Genomic DNA, 18,481 nt, shown 5'->3' on the forward strand with positions numbered 1-18,481 from the left:
TATGAAGGTCGTCCGGATAATCACTGGAGTTTTCATGGGGGAGGGACCCACTCGTGACTGAACCGACCGGGCATGTCTGCCCCGAGTGCGCCGCGCACCGGGCGCAGGACGGCACCCCGATGTGCGCCTGCACCGCCAGGGCGTCCGACGCCCTGCGCGACGAGCGCACGGCGCAGGCCGCGGCGGCGGAGGACTTCAACCCGCTGCGCATACGGCCCTACGTAGAACTGGGCCCGGATTACTCCGGGCACACCGGAGGGGGCTGGGGGCCGGCCGAGGGCGCCGGCGGTCCGGACCCGGCCGGAACGGCCGCGGGGACCTGGCACGCGGCCCCGACGACCGGAGAGCCCTGGGCGGGCACCGAAGCGGGCGCCTGGAGGCCGGAGGGCGCCTCGGCGGCGGGCGCTCACGGAGCAGCACCGGGCGGCGGCACTCCGGTCGACGGTGTCGAGGCTGCGGGCTTCCTGGACGGCGTTCAGCCTGCCGGCGGAGTGCCGATGCCGCCCGCGTACGGAGAGGACGCGTCCTCGCCCGCCATGCAGTCGGCCACGATGCCGGCGGACGCGACCATGCGGCTGGCCCCCGTTCCGGCGGACGCGACCATGCAGTTGGCCCCCGTTCCGGCCGACGCGACCATGCGACTGGCCGCGATACCGGCGGACGCGGCCCCACGGTCGGCACCGCTGCCGGTCGACGCGACCATGCAGCTGAAGGCGCTCCCCTCGGACGCGCGCGCCACGGACGTCCGTCTCTTCCACGAGAACGCGCGCTCCGCGGAGAAGCCGGGACAGGATTCCTCGCCCGCCGGCCGGACCAGGCGTCGCCGGCGCACCGGTGTCCTGGCCGTCACCGGAGTCGTCGTGACGGTGGTGGCCGCCGCCGGGGTCGCGAGCGGACTGCTCTCCTACGACCCTCCCTCGCGGGACGGGGCCCAGCCGAAGGACGTCAGGGCGAGCGCGCCCGAGGTGCGGTCCCACACGGCCTCCGCGGTTCAGTCCGCGAGCGCGTCCTCGACGGCCTCGGCCTCCTCGTCCCCGTCCTCCTCGCCGAGCACGAGCCCGTCGCCCTCGGCGTCCGAGTCGCAGACGTCGGCTACTCCGTCCACGTCGGCCACGGCGTCGCCGACGTCCGCGCGGCCGAGTCCGACGGCGACCGCCACGGGTGCCGTGGACTCCGCGGGCGGCGGCGGTTCTGGTGCGGCGACCGGGCCCACCCTGCGGCGCGGCGACAGCGGGGCCGAGGTGACCGAGCTCCAGCTGCGGCTGAGCCAGCTGAGGATGTTCATGCGCAGGGCCGACGGCCAGTTCGACCGGCACCTCGAGGACGCCGTGCGCTGGTACCAGTGGGCGCGGGGCATCTCGGGGGACGATCCCGGGGTGTACGGCCCGGCCACGCGGGCGAGCCTGGAGGCGGAGACGTCCGAGCCGTAGCGCCGGCGTTCGCGGGTTCTCTCCGGTGGGTGGGTCGGGGCCGCGCCGGTACATCCGCCCGCATCCGAACGGATCCCACCGAGGTTTCGACGTGCGGGTGGGTGATGATCCGTCCGGCCTGCGGGCATTTGATGTACCGGCCCGTCCCCTCCCGCCGGATCCCGGGTGCGGGAGTGCGGTGGCTCGGGTCCGGATGTCACTCGCGGGCGTGACTTTCGGGGCCCCGGCCCGCCCTTCGCCTGCGGGGTGAGTTTCAGCCCCTCCGGCCCACCCTTCGCCTGCGGGAAGAATTTCAGGTCCTCCGGCCCGTCCTTCGCCTGCGGGCGTGAAATTCAGCCCCTCCGGCCCGTCCTTCGCCTGCGGGGCGTGAAATTCAGTCCCTCCGGCGTTTGAGGAGCGGGTCTGGGGCGGAGCCCCAGGGGTGGGAAGGGTAGGGGCGGAGGGGGCGAGGAAAGGTTGTGCCCGGGGGCCGCCGGGGGCAGCGCCCAGCTCGACCCGCCCCTGCCGGGAGACTCGACCCGCCCCCGTCGGAAGATCAGCCCTCAGCCGATGTGAAGGCGGACCGTCCCGTCGCCCACGGTCTCGACCCGGACCTCGGTCAGATCACGTACGACCACGTCCGGCCGATGGAATGCCGCCCGGGGCCCGATTCCCACGACCCGCATCCCGGCGGCCCGCCCCGCGGCGATTCCCGCCCCGGAGTCCTCGAAGACGACACAGTCCTCGGGCGCGATGCCCAGCTCGGCCGCACCCTTCAGGAAGCCCTCGGGATCGGGCTTGCTGGCACCGACGGACTCGGCCGTGACACGGACGTCGGGAAGTTCCAGCCCGGCGGCGGCCATCCGCCCGTTGGACAGCGCCACGTCCGCCGAGGTGACGAGCGCGTGCGGCACTCCGGCGAGGGAGGCGAGGAACTCCGGCGCCCCCGGGATCGCGACGACGCCTTCCATGTCGGCGGTCTCCTCGACCAGCATCCGCGCGTTGTCCGCGTGGTTCTGCTCCATGGGACGGTCCGGCAGCAGCACGGCCATCGAGGCGTAGCCCTGCCTGCCGTGAACGACCTTCATGACCTCGTCCCCGTCCAGCCCGTGCCGGTCGGCCCAGCCGCGCCAGCAGCGCTCGACGACGACGTCCGAATTGACGAGGGTGCCGTCCATGTCGAGCAGGAGGGCGCGGGCGGTCAGAACGGTGGTGGCCGTCGTCATCGTCATGCTCCAAAACGCAGATAGGGGGGACCAGTACACCCCCCGGGAAACAAGGCGGCCCCGCCCGCCGGTCAGGGAGGTGCGGACGGGAACCACTTTGTTCCTACAAGATACAAAACAACCCGCCCCAGCGCCACCGCCCCTGACCTGCCCTTCAACAATAAAACCCCGAAGCGCAACCCCCAGCCCCCCATCGAGACACCAACGAGACACCAAAAGGTCATCATCATCGTCGAACGGATCATCAACGGGAGACCCCCAGCCACACCCGCCCCCCGATCCCCACGACCGCGATGCCGTCGACACGACAACACACCCGCAGCCGCACGGAAGGGGCCGCCGCACACCCGCGGCCGGGATCCGACGGAAGGGGCCGTGCCGGTACATCAATGCCCGTCGCCACCGACGCCCACGCCTCACCCAACGGCGACGGGCTGATGCACCGGCACGGCCCCGACCCGACCACCGAACCGGAACCGCGGGCCGCACAACACCGTTGCCGGCACAGGCACCGGGACCAGCACACCCACCGGCTCCAGCGCACGCCCCGGTCAAGCCGGCACAGCGAACTAGCCCGCCACAGCCTCGTACAGACTCCAGACCCCCAGCCCCATCATCAGCACAGCGGCCACCTTGGTGATCAACGACAGCGGCACCCGCTTCATCAGCGCCTTGCCGCCCACGATCCCCAGCCCCGCGACGGCCCACAGCCCCAGCACCGCACCGAGCCCCACCGACAGCGGGTCGTCGTACCGCGCGGCGAGGTTCGCCGTCATGATCTGCGTGAGGTCGCCGAACTCGGCGACGAGGATGAGCATGAAGCCCGCCCCGGAGACCTTCCAGAAGGTCTGGTTCTCGGGCTTGCGGACCTCTTCCTCGTCCTCGTCCTTCTTCATGAGCAGCACCGCGGCACCGCCGAGGAACAGCACACCGGTGACGGCGTGCACGATCTGCTGCGGCAGCAGGGTCAGCACGCTGCCCGCCGCGACGGCGAGCGTCACATGGAGCGCGAAGGCGGCGGCGACACCGGCGAAGACGTACGAGGCGCGGTAGCGCGTGCCGAGGACGAGGCCGGCGAGCGCGGTCTTGTCCGGCAGTTCGGCAAGGAAGACGACACCGAAGACGAGCGCCATCACGCTGAAGCTGATCAAAATCCCTCAATCGGTCGGGCTGCCCCGCCGAGAGTGTTGCGACTGCGCGTGCTGTGACTGCGCGACACCTCGGCACGACAGCACACAACGACACCCGCACCGGAAGGCGCGGGCGCAAGCACCCACGCCGGAAAGGCCCGGCAGGGTAAGTGCACTGCTTGCCGAAGGTCTCGCTGGCCGGCCTCACGATCGAGGCCTGCCTCCGGGCGCCGGCTCAGACGAGCTGAGCAGTATGTCGACGGTCCGGCGAAGAGCTACTCCCCTTCTGCGCCGTCCATAGTACGCGACCCGCGAGGCGGCCCTGAAGGGCCGAAAGTCCCCCGCCCGGGGTTCCCGCCGCACCGGAAAGTTTCGCCATGAACCTTGTCATGTCATGAACGCGTCACTATTTTCTAACCGCGCACTTACCTCACGGCTACACGATGCCGCGAGCATTCGTTCGCCCGCACTCCAACACCCCCACATCACAAGGGAGTTCGCATGCCCAAGGTCTACGCGCGTCGACGGCTGAGCATACTCGCAGCCATCACGGGCCTGATAGCCATGGCCGGGATTTTCAACGGCCCGACCGCCTCCGCCGCCCTCCCCACCCCGGTCAGCGCGGCCACCGCCCGCACCTACCTCGCGTCCCTCACCGTCGCGACGGAGAACCGCACCGGCTACGCCCGCAGTCTGTTCCCCACCTGGATCACGATCAGCGGCACCTGCAACACCCGTGAGTACATCCTCAAGCGCGACGGCTCCAACGTCACGACCGACTCCGCGTGTGTGACCACCAGCGGCAGCTGGTACTCCGTCTACGACGGCGCCACCTGGACCGCTGCCTCCGACGTCGACATCGACCACCTCGTGCCGCTCGCCGAGGCCTGGGACTCCGGCGCCAGCGCCTGGACCACGGCCCAGCGCCAGGCCTTCGCCAACGACGTGACGCGCCCGCAGCTGCTCGCCGTCACGGACAACGTCAACCAGTCCAAGGGCGACAAGGACCCGGCCGAGTGGATGCCCCCGCTCAGCTCGTACGCCTGCACCTACGCCCGCGCCTGGGTACAGGTGAAGTACTACTACAACCTCAAGGTCGACTCCACGGAGAAGTCCAAGCTGACCTCGGTCCTGAGCGGCTGCTGACCCGCAGGCCCGGCACAGACCGGCGGCCGCAGGTCGCCCGGGTTCCGGACACCGCTCCCCCCACGGTGTTCCCGCGGTCTCCGGAACCTCCCCAGGGGCCTCCGTCGTTCCGTACCGTACGGGGCGACGGAGGAGGGGGATCACCATGGCCGAACTTCGCCTGGGACCGCTGCTGAGGTACGTGGACGGCTCGTCGGCGACCTTCTGGGTCGAGGCGAGCCGCCCGTGCGCCGCCGAGGTGCGCTGCGCCGACGGCACCCGGGGACAGGCCCGCACCTTCCAGATCGCGGGCCACCACTACGCACTGGTGCCGGTGGACGGACTGACACCGGGCACCGTCACCCCGTACGAGATCCTGCTGGACGGCACGACCGTGTGGCCGCTGCCCGACTCGAACTTTCCGCCCTCGGTCGTCCGCACCCCCGAGGGCGACGACCCCCTCGTCCGCGTCACCTTCGGTTCGTGCCGCTGGGCCTCGCCGCCCGCACACGAGAAGGACCCGGTGGGACCCGACGCCCTGGACACCCTCGCCGCCCGGATCGCCTCGGACCCTGAGGGCGAACGCCCGGACGTGCTGCTGCTGTTGGGCGACCAGGTGTACGCGGACGAGGTCTCGAAGGCGACCCGCGCGTGGATCGCCGCGCGAAGGGGCCTGGCGGACCCCCCGGGCCATCAGGTCGCGGACTACGAGGAGTACACCCGCCTCTACTGCGAATCCTGGCTCGACCCCGAGATCCGCTGGCTCCTGTCCACCGTCCCCAGCTGCATGATCTTCGACGACCACGACGTGATAGACGACTGGAACACCAGCGCGGCCTGGCTCGCCGAGATCCGGGCGACCCCGTGGTGGCGCGAGCGGGTGCTGAGCGGCCTGATGTCGTACTGGGTCCACCAGCACCTCGGCAACCTCTCCCCGGGCGAGCTCGCCGCGGACCTGCTGTACGCCGCCGTACGCGAGACCCCCGACGGCACGGACGTGCTGCGCGCCTTCGCCGCCCAGGCCGACGCCGACCCGGCCTCGGTCCGCTGGAGCTACCGCCGCGACTTCGGCCGGACCCGTGTCCTGATGCTAGACACCCGCGCGGCCCGCGTCCTGGACGAGGGGCACCGCGCGATGCTCGATCCCGGGGAGGCGGCCTGGCTGCGCGAGCAGGCCCTGGAGGCGCCGGGCTCCCGCGACCATCTGCTGATAGGCACGTCGCTGCCCTGGCTGCTGCCCCCGCTCATCCATCACGCGGAGGCGTGGGACGCCGCGCTGTGCCGGGGCGAGCGGGGCGGGCGCTGGGCGCGGTTCGGCGAGCGGTTGCGCCGCGCGGCCGACCTGGAGCACTGGGCGGCCTTCCCGGAGTCGTTCGGGGAACTGGCGGACCTGATCGCCGAGGCCGGCTCCGGCGATCACGCCCCGGCGACCGTGTGCGTGCTGTCGGGTGACGTGCACCACGCGTATGTCGCCGATCCGGTCTGGGCCGACCCCGGCCGGCGGCCCTCCGCCCGGGTCCTCCAGCTGACCTGCTCCCCCGTCCACAACTCCATCCCGCTCTCCGCACGCCTCGGTTTCCGCTTCGGCTGGAGCCGCCCGGCCCGGCTGATCGGCAGACTCCTGGCCCGGCACGGCCGTTACGGACGCCCGGCGGTCGACTGGCGCAAAACCGGCGGCCCTTGGTTCGGCAACCAGCTGATGACCCTTACCCTGCATGGCCGTTCGGCCTCGCTCCGCCTGGAACAGGCTCGGCGGGCACGGGGCGGCGGCGCGGGCCGCACGGCGGGCGGCGCCCGGCTGACGACGGTGACGGAGTCCCGGATCACCCCGGAATAGATCCATTCCGTGCGGTTGCCGTCGCCGTACGGCGTGCCGGAGCGTGCGGGCCCGTGAACGTGATGTGACTGACACATGCGTCCCCGGAGGCTCTTCTGCCCCATCCTCGGCGTACGCTGTATGGCTGTCACAGGCCGCCACGCCACTCCCTCGCGAGTAGCGGCGCGGCCGGGCTCACGGGGCGGTCGGGGGAGAGTTTCGGTGCTGGAGAGTGTGGGGTCGCTGACAGGCAGCCCATGGATCTACGCGGTGATCGCCGTGTCCATCGTTCTTGATGTGTTCCTGCCTGTCCTGCCGAGCGGCGTCCTGGTCATCACGGCGGCGACGGCCGCGGCGGGCTCCGCCACGGCGACCGGCGCCGTCCCCCATTCGGTGCCCGACATCCTGGTGCTCACCCTCTGCGCGGCCACGGCCTCGGTCCTCGGCGACCTGGTGGCGTACCGCCTCGCCTGGCGCGGTGGCGACCGTCTGGATCGCGCCATCGCACGGTCCCGCCGCCTGACCCGGGCGCAGGAACGTCTCGGCGAGGTCCTGGCGCGCGGCGGCGGTGCCCGCGGCGTGCTCGTGGTCGTCGCCCGGTTCGCGCCGGCCGGCCGCTCGGTCGTCTCGCTCGGCGCGGGCGCCGCGCACCGCCGGGTACGCGAGTTCCTGCCCTGGTCGGTCATCGCCGGCCTGGCGTGGGCCGTGTACAGCGTGGCCCTCGGCTACTTCGGCGGCCAGTGGCTCGGCGCCACCTGGCTCGCGACGGGCGTCTCGGTCGGGGCGCTGTTCATCGCGGGGGCGGGCGCGGCCTACCTCGTCCGCCGGCCCATGGCACAGGAACAGGAAACCGGCGCCTGAGCCACGGCACACGACCGAAGTGGACACACGGGCGTTTGGCGGCGTGGCGCGGGCTCACCCGCGTACGGGCACGGCCGACCGCGACGCACGGGTGTGCGAACGTACGTCCCTGCTCACCGGCAACCGGCCCGTATCCCGGTAGCCGGTCCGTGAACCCGTAGACCGGTAGCCGGCGGCCGGGAGGCGGTGGCCGGCACAGCCCGGACCGTACGAGGTGCTCGGGTGCGCTATCCGGCGCGCTGGGCCGCCGTCCCGCGCACCTCCAGGTCGTCCAGCAACTCGGCCGTGGCCGCCGCGACCGCCTCGACGGCGCGGTCGAAGGCCTCACGGTTGTGGGCGGCGGGGGCGCGGAACCCGGAGACCTTGCGGACGTACTGGAGAGCGGCGGCGCGGATCTCGTCCTCGGTCGCCTCCTCGGGGATCGCGGGCGGGCGGAGTGTCTTGATGCTGCGGCACATGGGTCCAGTCTCGCGCGTCCGCCGCCGTCGTGTTCGCCGCTCGCCGTGGCGGGCCCGCCACGGCCGGGAATACCGCCGCCGGAGCGCGGATTGAGCAGAACATGACCTCAGTGGAGATCACCTACGTCGGCGGTCCCACCGCCCTCATCGAGATCGGCGGCCTGCGGCTCCTGACCGATCCGACCTTCGACGCCCCCGGCGAGTATCCCGTCGGGGCACGGAAGCTGGTGAAGACCGCCGGACCCGCGCTCCCCGCCGGGAAGCTCGCCCCGGTCGACGCCGTCCTGCTCTCCCACGACCAGCACCCCGACAACCTGGACGAGTCCGGGCGCGGATATCTCGGGAGCGCCCCGGTCACCCTGTCGACGGCCTCGGCGTACGAGCGGATCGGCGCCCCCGTACGGGCCCTCGGCCCCTGGGAGTCCGTGGAGCTGGCACGTCCGGACGGCGGGGTCCTGCGCGTGACGGCCGTTCCGGCGCAGCACGGGCCCGACGGCTCGCTGCCCCTCGTGGGGGAGGTGACCGGATTCGTGCTGTCCGGGGAGGGGCTGCCCAAGGTGTACGTGAGCGGTGACAACGCGTCCCTGGACGTCGTACGGGAGATCGCGGACCGGGAGGGCCCCTTCGATGTGGCCGTCCTGTTCGCGGGGGCGGCGCGCACCCCGCTGGTGCCTAACGCCCCGCTCACCCTGACGAGCGAGGACGCGGCGCGGGCTACGGAGATCCTCGGCGCCGCCCGGGTGGTCCCGCTGCACTTCGAGCACTGGGGCCACTTCACCGAGGACGGTTCGACCCTGACGAAGGCGTTCGCGGAGGCCGGTCTCACGGACCGGCTGCGACTGCCGTCGCCCGGGGCTTCGGTGCGGGTTCCGTAGGCCCGGTCATGGCCCCGCTCGCGAACACCCGAGTGAATGCTTGGAGTTCGGCAAGTTTCGCCGAGGATTGACTCGGGTCGCCCGGTCTTGTGACCATCTCGGGGGCCCGTTCGGGTCCCGTGGAGAGGAGCGAGGAGCCATGGCGAACAACGCGCTGACGGTGGCGGTGCTGGGTCCGGGAGGCGTCGGCGGACTGCTCGCGGCGCTTCTGTCCCGCGCCGGCCACCGGGTCGTCTGCCTCGCCGGGGAGGAGACCGCGCGAAAGCTGGCCGCGGACGGCATCGAGGTCCGCAGCGGTCACTTCGGCGACTTCACGGCACGGGTGGCGGCGGACACCGAACTGCGCGAGCCGGCCGACGTGTGCGTGATCGCCGTCAAGGCCACGGCCCTGGGCGCCGCGCTGGAGCGCGTGCCGGAGAAGGCACTGGGCGAACAGGGCCTGATCGTCCCGTTCCTGAACGGTGTCGAGCACCCCGCGCGGCTGCGCGAGCGCTACGGCTCCGAGCGGGTGGCCCCCGCGGTGATCCGCGTCGAGTCGACACGGATCGCCCCGGGAGTGATCGAGCACGGCAGCCCGTTCGCCGAGGTCGACCTGACCGCCGACACGGCACCACGAGCGAGGGTCGAAGCACTCGTCGGCGCGCTGGAGTGGGCCGGAGTGCGCGCCCGGGTCCAGGACGGCGAGTCGGCGGCGCTCTGGGCGAAGATGTCGTTCCTGGCGCCGTTCGCACTGCTGACGACGCGGTACGGGGTGCCGGTGGGCGACGTACGCGCTCTGCACCGCGAAGAGTTGACCGCTCTCGTCGAGGAGACGGCCGCGGTGGGCCGCGCCTGCGGCGCCCCCGTCGACCCGGCGGCCGCCCTCGCCCGCTACGACGCCTTCCCGGCGGCCACCAAGTCCTCCATGCAGCGGGACGCGGAGGCGGGCCGCGCCCTCGAACTCGACGCGATCGGCGGCGCGTTGCTGCGAGCAGCGGAGCGGACCGGGGTGCCGGTACCGGTGGCGAGCGAACTGGTCAGGCACTTGACGCCGCTCGCCGGCACGGCCGACTGACGGTCGACGCGTCCACACCTACGGAACCGGGCGTCACAGGTTCGGGAGGCATCCGGCCCACAGAGGTGAGCCGGAACCACCGCACCGCACAGGGGAGTTACGGGACCGGTGTAGGCGCGGGCGCCCCGCCATCGTCCCGGTGCCGGTCCCCCGCCACCGTCCCGGCGTCCGAGCAGTGCCGGGCCACCATGTCGGCGAAGGCGTGCGCCGCCGGCGACAGGGCGTCCCATCGGCGCACGGCCCAGCCGACCGCGAGGGGCGGCAGGGCCGGTACGGGGAGGAAGCGGAGGCCGGGATGGGCCGGTCCCGGCAGGCCGGGCAGGGCGGGGACCACGGCGTGACCGAGGCCGAGTTCGGCGAGCAGCATCGCGGTGTCCCAGTCGGCGACGCTGGTGTCGGAGGCGTTGGCCGGTATCCCCAACTCACGGTAGGCGGCGTCGAGATGCGCCCTCGACGTGGAGCGCTCGGGCAGTCCCACGATCCGCAGCCCGGCCAGTTCCCGTGCCTCGATCCGTTCCCGCGCGGCGAGTTCGTCGTCGGCGTGCACGGCGAGGACCCAGGGAAGTTCGGTGACGGCCCGTTGCTCGATCCCGCGCACCGGAGGGCCGAGGGTGACCCAGGCGAGGTCGAGGTCATGGTCGGCGAGCGCGTCGAAGCAGCCGCGGCTGGAGTTCTCGGTCTGGAACTCCAGGGTCACCTTGGGGTACCGCTCCCGGAACTCGACCACGGCCTCGGCCATGAAGTGCCGCACGGTGGTACCGCCGGTGGCGATCCGCACCGTACCGCCGCCTCCGCGCACCAGTTCGTCGAGCCGGCGCAGCGCGAGGTCGAGCCCGGCGATGCCGTCGGCGGCGGCCCGTTCGAGGACCCGCCCGGCCCGGGTGGGCACCACGCCCCGGGCCTGCCGCTCGACGAGCCCGAGCCCGACCTCGCGTTCCAGTCTGCGTACGTGCTGGCTCACCGCCGACTGCGTACAGCCCAGTTCCCGGGCGACGGCGCTCAGGCTCCCGGCCCGGCAGACGGCGACGAAGACGCGAAGATCATCCAGGGTCACGGCCCCAAGGTACCTGCGGGCCGGTGGAGTTGACCGGTCAGATCCGGGTCTTGTCGAGCAGCTCGACGATCTCCTCGGTCGTGCCGGTCTCACCGAGACGGGGGAAGATCCGCTCGACGCTGTTGCGGTGCGTCTCGGGGTCGAGGTCGGACATGGCGTCGGTGGCGAGGGTGACGTGGTAGCCGTGCTCGTGGGCGGCGCGCGCCGAGGACTCCACACCGATGCTGGTGGCGATGCCGCTCAGCACGATCTGGGTGATCCCCCGGCGGCGCAGCTGGAGGTCGAGATCGGTGCCGTGGAAGGCGCCCCAGTTCCGCTTGGTCACAGTGATGTCCTCGGGGTTCCCTGCCAGGTCCTCGACGATGACGTCCCAGCCCTCCGGGAAGGAGCGGGCGCGGCGCGGGCCGTCGATACGGCCGGGGACGGCGTCGGCACCGTCGGCGGCGGCGGTGACCCGGACGAGGACGACCGGGAGGCCGTGGCCGCGGAAGGCGTCGGCGAGCCGGACGGAGCGCCGCACGACGTCGTCGGCGGGGTGCGGGGCGAGGCCCGGGTTGCCGACGATGCCGTTCTGGAGGTCGATGACGACGAGCGCGGTGCGGGGGTCGAGCGTGGTGACTGCCATGTCAGGCCTTTCGGGGGGTGGGATCGCGAAGTGATCGGTCGATGAGGGTCACCGCCAGGAGCAGCACTGCCCCGGCGAGCATGAAGAGGGCCAGATGGTGCAGGCCGCCGGTGTCGGCGCCGTGCGCGAAGAAGGCGGCGTCGGCGGCGGAGGCGGCCATCGCGCCCAGGTAGGTGAAGGTGCGCAGCAGCCCGGCCGCGGAACCCATCCGGGCGGGGTCGGCCTGCCGGTACAGGGCGTTCTGATTGGCCAGGCCATTGAGACCCTGCGGAACGCCCATGAGGGCTCCGACGCCGGCGAGCAGCCAGATCGGGCTGACGGCGTTCATCGTCAGCAGCGCCGTGCATCCGGCGATCTGGACGAGACTCCCGACCACGAGCTTGCCGCGTACGGCTTCCCGCCGGCCTGTCACGCCGGAGACGACGAGTCCGCTCAACGACAGCGGCAGCAGGACGAGTCCGGCGCCGGCCGCGTGCAGCCCGCGCCCCTCCTCCATCCACTGCGTGAACCCGTAGAGGAAGGCGTACGCGGTGGTGTAGCTGAGGAACTGGCGCAGGAAGGTGGCCAGCATCGGTCCGTTGCCGCCGAGCACCCGCAGGTCGATGAACGGCTCCGGGACCCGGAGTTCCCGTCGCACGAATGCGGCCCCGGCGGCGAGCGCGGGCACCGGCAGATACCAGTCGGCGGCCCGCGGCCTCATCAGGAACAGCATCAGCGAGACGAGCAGTGCGGTGAACAGCGCCATCCCGATGAGGTCGACGCCCCGCGCGGAGGGCGCCGGCGACGCTTGCGGCTCGTCTGCCGCGTCGAGCTGGTCCAGTTCGTCCGGCTCGTCCCGCGCGGTCGTGGGCTTGGGGTGGGCCTTCGGCTTGGCGGCCTTCGGCTTCATGGCCTCCGGCTTCGTGGCCTTCGGCAGCCGCAGGGTGCCGAGGACGAGGCACGCCAGGGACAGCGGCACGTTGACGAGGAAGATCGTGCGCCAGCCGCCCAGGCCGATGAGCAGGCCGCCCAGGGTGGGCCCGACCACGGCGACGGTCTGGGCGGAGACGGCGAGCGCGGTCAGCACACCGGCCGGGCTGCTCTGCCCGGTGCGTTCGGCCTCGCTCCGGGTCAGGTGCATCGCGGCGGGGTACGCGGCCGAGGTGCCGAATCCGAGCAGCACGCGGGCCGCGACGAGCGCGCCGAGGTTCGGGGAGAGGGCGCCGAGAAGACCGGCGACGCCCACCAGGCCCGTACCGACGAGGTAGAGGCGGCGGGGTCCGAACAGGTCGACGAGCCGTCCGATGACGGGCTGCCCCACCGCGGTGGCGAGATAGAGCCCCGAGACCAGCCACGCGGTCTCCGCCGGGGACGCTCCGAGCGCCCTGCCGATCGGCACCAGCGCCACGGCGATCATGGAGGAGTTGACGGGGTTCAGTACGGACCCGAGGACCATCGGGGCGATCAGCCGGCGGTCGAAACGGTCGGGCGGCCGGTGGCGCGCGGGGGCGAGCCGGTGCTGGAGCCAGCCCCGGGAGGTGGGTATCACGACCGGGTGAGCCGTTCCAGCAGGGCCATGGCCTCGATCACGGTCTGCCGCTCGTCCTCGGTGCAGCGCTCCGCGAAGGCTCGGGTGAGCCACTCCGAACGGGCCTGCCGGGTGCCTTCGACGCGCTCGCGCCCGGCATCGGTGAGTGTCACCAGCTGGCGCCGGCCGTCCCCGGGGTCGGGGTTGCGCTGGATGAGTCCGTACTGGTCGAGGGCCGCGAGGGTGGCGGCCATCGACTGCGGGCGCACGCCTTCGGCCGCCGCCAGCGCACTGGCTGTGGCGGCCCCGCTCTTGCTCACCAGGGTGAGCGCGGAGATCTGCGAGGGGGTGAGATCCCGGATCCCGTCCCGCGCCCCGTCGTGGGTCGCGCCGTGCGTCCCGCCCTGCGTTCCGTCGCCCGTCTCGTCCCGCGTCTCGTCCTGCGTCGCGGACACCTCGCGGATCCGCCGCCTGAGCAGGCTGAACGCCACCCTCAGATCCTGCGCGGCGCGTGCCGCGGAATCCGGGACACCCGCGTCGTCCGGCCGGTTGCCGCTCTCATCCATGCCGTCACGCTAGATCGCGCAGCCCAACCTGTCCAGTTCAAACTGCACAGTCTGACCTGTCCAATCCCCGCGACCTGCCCACCCCACCCACCTCTCCTGGAACGCGCGTTCGGAACACCCGTTCGCGTGAAGTCCCCGAAGGAACTCGCACCGCAAAATCGAACAGACGTATCATTGCCGCGTGGCTGCGACCTATGACTTTCCAAGTGACCTCCTCGCCGGTCAGGAGGAGCTGCATCAGGTCCGGGCCGAGCTGCTGGCCCTGCTGAAACGACTCCCCTGGTCGGTCGAGCCGCTGGACGGCTTCAGCGACACCGGCGGCTGGCGCAAGGTGGAGCGCCCCGCCTCCCCCGGCTGGACCGACGACGAACAGGCCGAGGTCGAGAAGCTCCGCCGCCGCGAGCGCGAGCTCACCGTGTTCGTGTCCGGCCACCGCTTCTGGTCGGAGATCGCCCCTCCGGACAAGGTCGACGCCCGGATGCGGCTGAAGCACACGCCTGACACGGGGGCATGAGGTGGGGGGCGGGTCGGCGACGCCCGGGTCGGCTCGGGCGTGTTCATGCTCGTGCTCGTGTTCATGCTCGTGCCCGTGTTCGTGTTCGTGCTCGTGCTTGTACTCGTGCTTGTGCTTGTGCTGTCGGGAGGCCGCGTCGGGAGCGGGGCCGTTCCCGGGGTCGTACGCCTCCGCGTCCATGACGTCACAGACTGGGCGCCGATCCTCGTAGCCTTGATCACCGTCGCGGGCGGAGTCTTTCAAGCCCGGCGAACGCGGCCCATGACCAGGGAAATCGTCAAGCAGGACGCCGAGTTGCCGGCCCTGTTCCCCGAGGGCAGCGAGGCGAAACGGATCCTCGCCGCACACATCGACGCGACCGTACGCAAGATCGTGGAGGGCGAGGACGAGCGAACGCGTGATCTCAGCGGCGTTCTCTTCTGGACCAGCTTCCTGACCCTCGCCGTCTTCCTGATGGTGGTCGCCTCGGAACGTGACGGCTACTGGTGGTTCCCGTGCCTCCCCGCCGCCGTCGGCTGGCCGCTCGGGGCCCCCGCGGTCGTACAGGACGCCAGTCTCCGGCGCCGCGACGCCCGGGGAAGATTCCGCGTCCGGTCGGCGTCAGCTCGGGGTGTGGGCCCGGCGGCGGCGCACGATGAGGAGTGTGCCCGCTCCCGTGACCACCGCCGCGGCAGCCGCGCCCGCCATCGGCAGCGTCGAGGAGCCAGTCTCGGCAAGGTTGCCGCCGGTCGTCGTCCCGCCGGTCGTCGTCGTTCCGCCGTCGCCGGTCGTGCCACCCGAGCCGGTGGTCGAGCCGGTCGAGCCACTGGTGGAGCCGCCCGAACCATTGGTCGAGCCGCCCGTCGAGCCGGTCGACCCCCCGCCCGTGACGTCCACCGTGATGTCGGCCTTGTCGTTGGCCTTGTCTGGGTCGAACGGCCGCGCCTCGATGCTCAGCGCCACCGAGCCCTTGGCGCCCGCGACCCGCTTGTCGATCTTCAGGTCGAAGGCGTAGGTCTCGTGGCTGCCCTCATTGAGCGACCGCATGCCGCAGACGTACGTCTTCCCCTTGGCCTGGCAGAACTGGCCGCGCTTGACGACCGACGTTCCGGCGGGAAGCGTGATCACGACACTGACGGGCCGGTCCCCCTGCCTGGGCATGACCCAGGCGGGCCCGGCGTTGGTGAACGTCGCCTTCATCGTCACCGTGTCACCGACGCTCCCTTTCAACGCGGCACCGGTCACCTGGTAGTCGGCCGTGTTGACGGAGGTGACGGGCACGTCGACGACTCGCGCGGATCCCGCGCCCCCGGCCGCTCCCTCGACGAGTTTCACCGCCGGTGCCGTCCCCGCCACCGGCGGATCGCCGTTCTCGTCCGCCCCCGGATCGGCGTCCCCGACACGGAGGCGCAGCTCGTCGTTGAGGGCGCGGCCCAGTGCCTTGACGCGGAGAGGCTTGTCGGGCGTGTAGACGACGCCCGGCTCCACGGGCTGGTCGAACGCGCACACCGCGGTCCACCGCTCGGGCATCTCGTCGTAGGGCCGGACGTGCTGGACTTGGCAGTTGGACGGAACCTCCGCGAACTCGAGTCCCCGGGTGACGGAGAAGGAGACCCACACCTTGTCGGCGGTCCCGGTGCCCTTGTTCGCCACGGTGACCGGCACATCGAAGGTGCCCCCCGGTTTCAGCCCGTCGATCGGCTCGATGCCTCCGACGACCAATTCGGGCGCGGTTTCATCGGCGAAGGCGGCGGGAGCCGCGACCAACGCGATCAGACCGGCAGCGCCGAAGACGGCGACGGCGGCACGGGAGGCGCGAGGGTTGCGTGGGGGCGTCGGCATGGAGAGCACCTCTGTCGGGATGCGGGTGAACGAAGGCCGTGTTCCGGATGAACAGCCCTTCGCCCGCTAGACCTTTGACGATCCGGAAGGGTTGCACGCCCGTGGTCGTTCGCTGCCGTTGATGTCAGACGTGGATGTCAGCGGCAGCCGGGGGCCTCGGACCGACTTGCTTGGCTCCTGCACGGGCGCCAACGGGGCGGCTGCCGCGGACGCCATCCTGAAGTCCGTCGTGGCGCGAGGCACCGTGGGGTCACATCCCACACCCGCCGTGTAGGTCAGAGGCCCCTGACCAGCAACGGCGCTTTCTACGGGCCGTCTTCGTGTGCGTTGTCCGTCAATCGCCATGATTCCCCGTGAATTCCAGGTCGAAAGGGCACGTCAAAGGCACGAGTGCCGCCTTGGCGGCAGTGGGAGCACTTAGGATGGCGGCCGGGGCGGAGCTGTAGCGCAGAGGTCGTCGCGCGCGTCTGCCAAACGTGAGGACGCCGGTTCGAATCCGGCCAGTTCCGCCTTCTTGTCGTTTCTAGAGTCTTTGCGGTCACGCTACCGCGGGCTTTCACCACTCACCCCAACCCACCGAAACGGGCCCGCATCAACCGCTCGCGCCGGGAACATCCTTGCCGCGACCGGGGGCGCACCACCCGCGAGCTGATGCAGCGCATGGGCCACTCCTTGATGCGGGCCGCGCTGGTCCATCAGCACCTCGTCAACGGGCGCGATCACGAGATCGCCGACTACGTGGACGGTCAGATCAAGAAGGCGAAGCGGCCTCCGCGCAGCCCATCTGGCACGTGAGTGGCACGGCGGCCCTCACCGGCCGGAAACGACAGAGGCCCAGGCATCCGGATTCACACCGGCTGACCTGGGCCTTGTTCGTATCCTGAGACTGGTGGGCGCGGACGGTTTCGAACCGCCGACATCCGCCTTGTAAGTTCGCTCGCGGTGCGGTGCGGCGTGCTGGAACGCGGCTCGCTTGTCACTCTCGGATCCGACGCCAGTCGCCGCCGTGTGCCATCGTTCGCCACGGTTGATGTCAGTTGGTGATGTCAGACCGACAGACGGTCTATGCGCTGACGGCCAACTCTCGCGCACGCTGCCGGGCTTGGGATCTCAGTTCCTTGAGACGGTTGTGGAACGGGTTGCGGCGGTTCTGGTCGAGGTTCAGAGGCAGGTCGAGTTGAGAGATGAGTTCCGACTCCAGAGTCCACGGTTCGTTGTGCTCGATCCAGCACACGCGGGCGTTCTCCGCCATCCACTGGCTGAGGGCGGCTTCCCCTTGCTTGCCGAAGGTCATGCGCGTCCCGCTGCGGCCTACGCGACGCAGCTCTATGCCGAGCAGGCAACCGAGCGTGAGGCGAAGCGTCGATCCGGCCGCGTTGCCCCGGTAGTGATACCGCACGCGCTTGCGCAGGTTCTGCTTGCTGGTCCGGTTCGCCATGTACCGCGGAGCGATGCCGACGTAGAGCAGACGTCCAGCAGCAAGCTCCGAGCAGGGAGCCTCTTCGAAGTGCCACCCGTAGACCCCGGCCACCGCCGGCACCGGGCTTGGGCGCAACAGGACCTCCTGTGCCGACCACAGCCGATCTGGCTCGGCGAGAACGGCATGAGCCACGAAGCCTCCAAGGTCGAAGTGCTGCTGGCCGCAGGCTACTGGCTGAATGCGTCAGCCCTATAGCCGCATACCGAGCACCGCCGCTTTGTAAGGGCGGACGTGATCGGCGGTGGAGTTCCCCAGGTCACTCCGGCAATAGCGCCAGCCCAGCTCAGCAACGCACCTGGACTGCGGCGAACCGTCGTTGACCGCACAATGTGGCACGGCTGTGGCACGGGGACTGCTTCGTCCCGAAGCAACTTGGGCGGAGGATCCGCCTTCGGCTGGCGTGCTGCTCACCTGTACTGACGATCCGCAGACGTCCGCGCTCGTCCGCCACTGTCTGCTGTCGTTGTCACGCAGTTAGACACTCACGTGGAGTTTGGCGTAACTCCGGGCTGGCTTGGCATCTGCGGCGAGGCTGCCGCCCTGAGTGCCCGACGAAGGGCGCGCCGGCCGTGCTTCCGCCCTAGGTCACTGAGCCTCCGCCAACTTGAAGTCGCAGGTCAAAGGGCTGGTGTGACCGGTACTCAGCGCGCTTACGCTGGTCGTGGGCGGGAGTCTGTGGAGTAGATTGTCTGTCAGCGGTTGACTTCGAGGTCCGCCGTTCTCCGCCACCGGCGCGCAGGCGAGCATATATCGTCGGGCGGCAACTGGGCCCCGGCTGCTTTCCTCACGCTGTTGCCAATTCGGTGGCTGCTTCGCCCCGCTGATCATTGGTCGAGTGGGGGCGCAGGCAGTGCGCGGTACTGAACCTCGATCCACCGCGTGAATTCTGGTCTTCGATTTCGGGTGGGGGTCCGGTGATGTTTCCGGGTTTGGCCAGCACGACTTGCCGGGTGGCCGTCC

Annotated in this window: 17 protein-coding genes and 1 tRNA gene; 9 read left to right on the forward strand and 9 right to left on the reverse strand. The window is 71.2% G+C overall.

Going from position 1 to position 18,481, the window contains the following annotated elements; genetic code table 11:
* Positions 1–53 precede the first annotated feature (53 nt).
* Positions 54–1,430, forward strand: coding sequence for a peptidoglycan-binding protein (locus ABZV42_RS15710; RefSeq protein WP_356052226.1), 1,377 nt, complete (start codon positions 54–56; stop codon positions 1,428–1,430).
* Positions 1,431–1,972: 542 nt separating this feature from the next.
* On the opposite strand, the gene ABZV42_RS15715 is transcribed toward ABZV42_RS15710, so the two are convergent.
* Both ABZV42_RS15715 and ABZV42_RS15720 read right to left on the reverse strand, forming a co-directional pair.
* Positions 1,973–2,641, reverse strand: coding sequence for an HAD-IA family hydrolase (locus ABZV42_RS15715; RefSeq protein WP_356052227.1), 669 nt, complete (start codon positions 2,639–2,641; stop codon positions 1,973–1,975).
* 563 nt (positions 2,642–3,204) lie between these two features.
* Entirely contained in the window at positions 3,205–3,786 is a 582-nt protein-coding gene (locus ABZV42_RS15720) for a TMEM165/GDT1 family protein (protein ID WP_355989557.1), read from the reverse strand.
* A 480-nt stretch (positions 3,787–4,266) separates the two neighbouring features.
* On the opposite strand from ABZV42_RS15720, the gene ABZV42_RS15725 reads away from it, so the two are divergent.
* The 3 genes from ABZV42_RS15725 to ABZV42_RS15735 all read left to right on the forward strand — a co-directional run bounded on the left by ABZV42_RS15725 (position 4,267) and on the right by ABZV42_RS15735 (position 7,567).
* On the forward strand, positions 4,267–4,911 hold the full coding sequence (locus tag ABZV42_RS15725; protein ID WP_356052228.1) for an HNH endonuclease family protein: 645 nt from the start codon (positions 4,267–4,269) through the stop codon (positions 4,909–4,911).
* A gap of 145 nt (positions 4,912–5,056) precedes the next feature.
* Positions 5,057–6,727, forward strand: coding sequence for an alkaline phosphatase D family protein (locus tag ABZV42_RS15730; protein WP_355989553.1), 1,671 nt, complete (start codon positions 5,057–5,059; stop codon positions 6,725–6,727).
* 201 nt (positions 6,728–6,928) lie between these two features.
* Positions 6,929–7,567 (forward strand): VTT domain-containing protein, encoded by a 639-nt coding sequence (locus tag ABZV42_RS15735; protein WP_356052229.1) that lies wholly within the window; start codon positions 6,929–6,931, stop codon positions 7,565–7,567.
* Between the two features lie 227 nt (positions 7,568–7,794).
* Here the strand turns inward: ABZV42_RS15735 and ABZV42_RS15740 are convergent, their stop codons facing one another.
* Entirely contained in the window at positions 7,795–8,025 is a 231-nt protein-coding gene (locus tag ABZV42_RS15740) for a DUF2277 domain-containing protein (protein WP_355989548.1), read from the reverse strand.
* Positions 8,026–8,126: 101 nt separating this feature from the next.
* Between ABZV42_RS15740 and ABZV42_RS15745 the strand changes: the two genes are divergently transcribed.
* Together ABZV42_RS15745 and ABZV42_RS15750 are read left to right on the forward strand one after the other, a co-directional pair.
* Positions 8,127–8,900: an MBL fold metallo-hydrolase gene (locus ABZV42_RS15745; protein ID WP_356052230.1), complete on the forward strand. Its 774-nt coding sequence runs from the start codon at positions 8,127–8,129 to the stop codon at positions 8,898–8,900.
* Positions 8,901–9,039: 139 nt separating this feature from the next.
* On the forward strand, positions 9,040–9,954 hold the full coding sequence (locus tag ABZV42_RS15750; protein ID WP_356052232.1) for a 2-dehydropantoate 2-reductase: 915 nt from the start codon (positions 9,040–9,042) through the stop codon (positions 9,952–9,954).
* A gap of 97 nt (positions 9,955–10,051) precedes the next feature.
* Here ABZV42_RS15750 and ABZV42_RS15755 read toward each other — a convergent pair whose 3' ends face one another.
* The 4 genes from ABZV42_RS15755 to ABZV42_RS15770 all read right to left on the reverse strand — a co-directional run bounded on the left by ABZV42_RS15755 (position 10,052) and on the right by ABZV42_RS15770 (position 13,706).
* A complete protein-coding gene (locus tag ABZV42_RS15755; protein WP_356052235.1) occupies positions 10,052–11,008 on the reverse strand; it encodes a LysR family transcriptional regulator in 957 nt (318 codons plus the stop codon).
* A 37-nt stretch (positions 11,009–11,045) separates the two neighbouring features.
* Positions 11,046–11,633 carry a hydrolase gene (locus ABZV42_RS15760; RefSeq protein ID WP_355989540.1) on the reverse strand — a complete coding sequence of 196 codons (588 nt, stop codon included), beginning with the start codon at positions 11,631–11,633 and terminating at the stop codon, positions 11,046–11,048.
* A gap of 1 nt (position 11,634) precedes the next feature.
* A complete protein-coding gene (locus tag ABZV42_RS15765; RefSeq protein WP_356052245.1) occupies positions 11,635–13,080 on the reverse strand; it encodes an MFS transporter in 1,446 nt (481 codons plus the stop codon).
* A gap of 77 nt (positions 13,081–13,157) precedes the next feature.
* Positions 13,158–13,706 carry a MarR family transcriptional regulator gene (locus tag ABZV42_RS15770; RefSeq protein WP_355989538.1) on the reverse strand — a complete coding sequence of 183 codons (549 nt, stop codon included), beginning with the start codon at positions 13,704–13,706 and terminating at the stop codon, positions 13,158–13,160.
* A 181-nt stretch (positions 13,707–13,887) separates the two neighbouring features.
* Between ABZV42_RS15770 and ABZV42_RS15775 the strand changes: the two genes are divergently transcribed.
* Complete coding sequence (locus ABZV42_RS15775) at positions 13,888–14,220, forward strand: hypothetical protein (RefSeq protein WP_355989536.1); 333 nt, start codon at positions 13,888–13,890, stop codon at positions 14,218–14,220.
* Positions 14,221–14,820: 600 nt separating this feature from the next.
* Here the strand turns inward: ABZV42_RS15775 and ABZV42_RS15780 are convergent.
* Positions 14,821–16,041 carry a hypothetical protein gene (locus ABZV42_RS15780; protein ID WP_356052237.1) on the reverse strand — a complete coding sequence of 407 codons (1,221 nt, stop codon included), beginning with the start codon at positions 16,039–16,041 and terminating at the stop codon, positions 14,821–14,823.
* 436 nt (positions 16,042–16,477) lie between these two features.
* Between ABZV42_RS15780 and ABZV42_RS15785 the strand changes: the two genes are divergently transcribed.
* A tRNA-Gly gene (locus ABZV42_RS15785) sits at positions 16,478–16,550 on the forward strand.
* Positions 16,551–16,701: 151 nt separating this feature from the next.
* Positions 16,702–16,836: a hypothetical protein gene (locus tag ABZV42_RS15790; protein ID WP_355989529.1), complete on the forward strand. Its 135-nt coding sequence runs from the start codon at positions 16,702–16,704 to the stop codon at positions 16,834–16,836.
* Positions 16,837–17,104: 268 nt separating this feature from the next.
* Here the strand turns inward: ABZV42_RS15790 and ABZV42_RS15795 are convergent, their stop codons facing one another.
* Positions 17,105–17,653 (reverse strand): GIY-YIG nuclease family protein, encoded by a 549-nt coding sequence (locus ABZV42_RS15795; protein WP_355989528.1) that lies wholly within the window; start codon positions 17,651–17,653, stop codon positions 17,105–17,107.
* Positions 17,654–18,481 lie beyond the last annotated feature (828 nt).

Origin of the sequence: Streptomyces sp. NPDC005281 (assembly GCF_040607495.1) — a bacterium.
GTDB lineage: Bacteria > Actinomycetota > Actinomycetes > Streptomycetales > Streptomycetaceae > Streptomyces.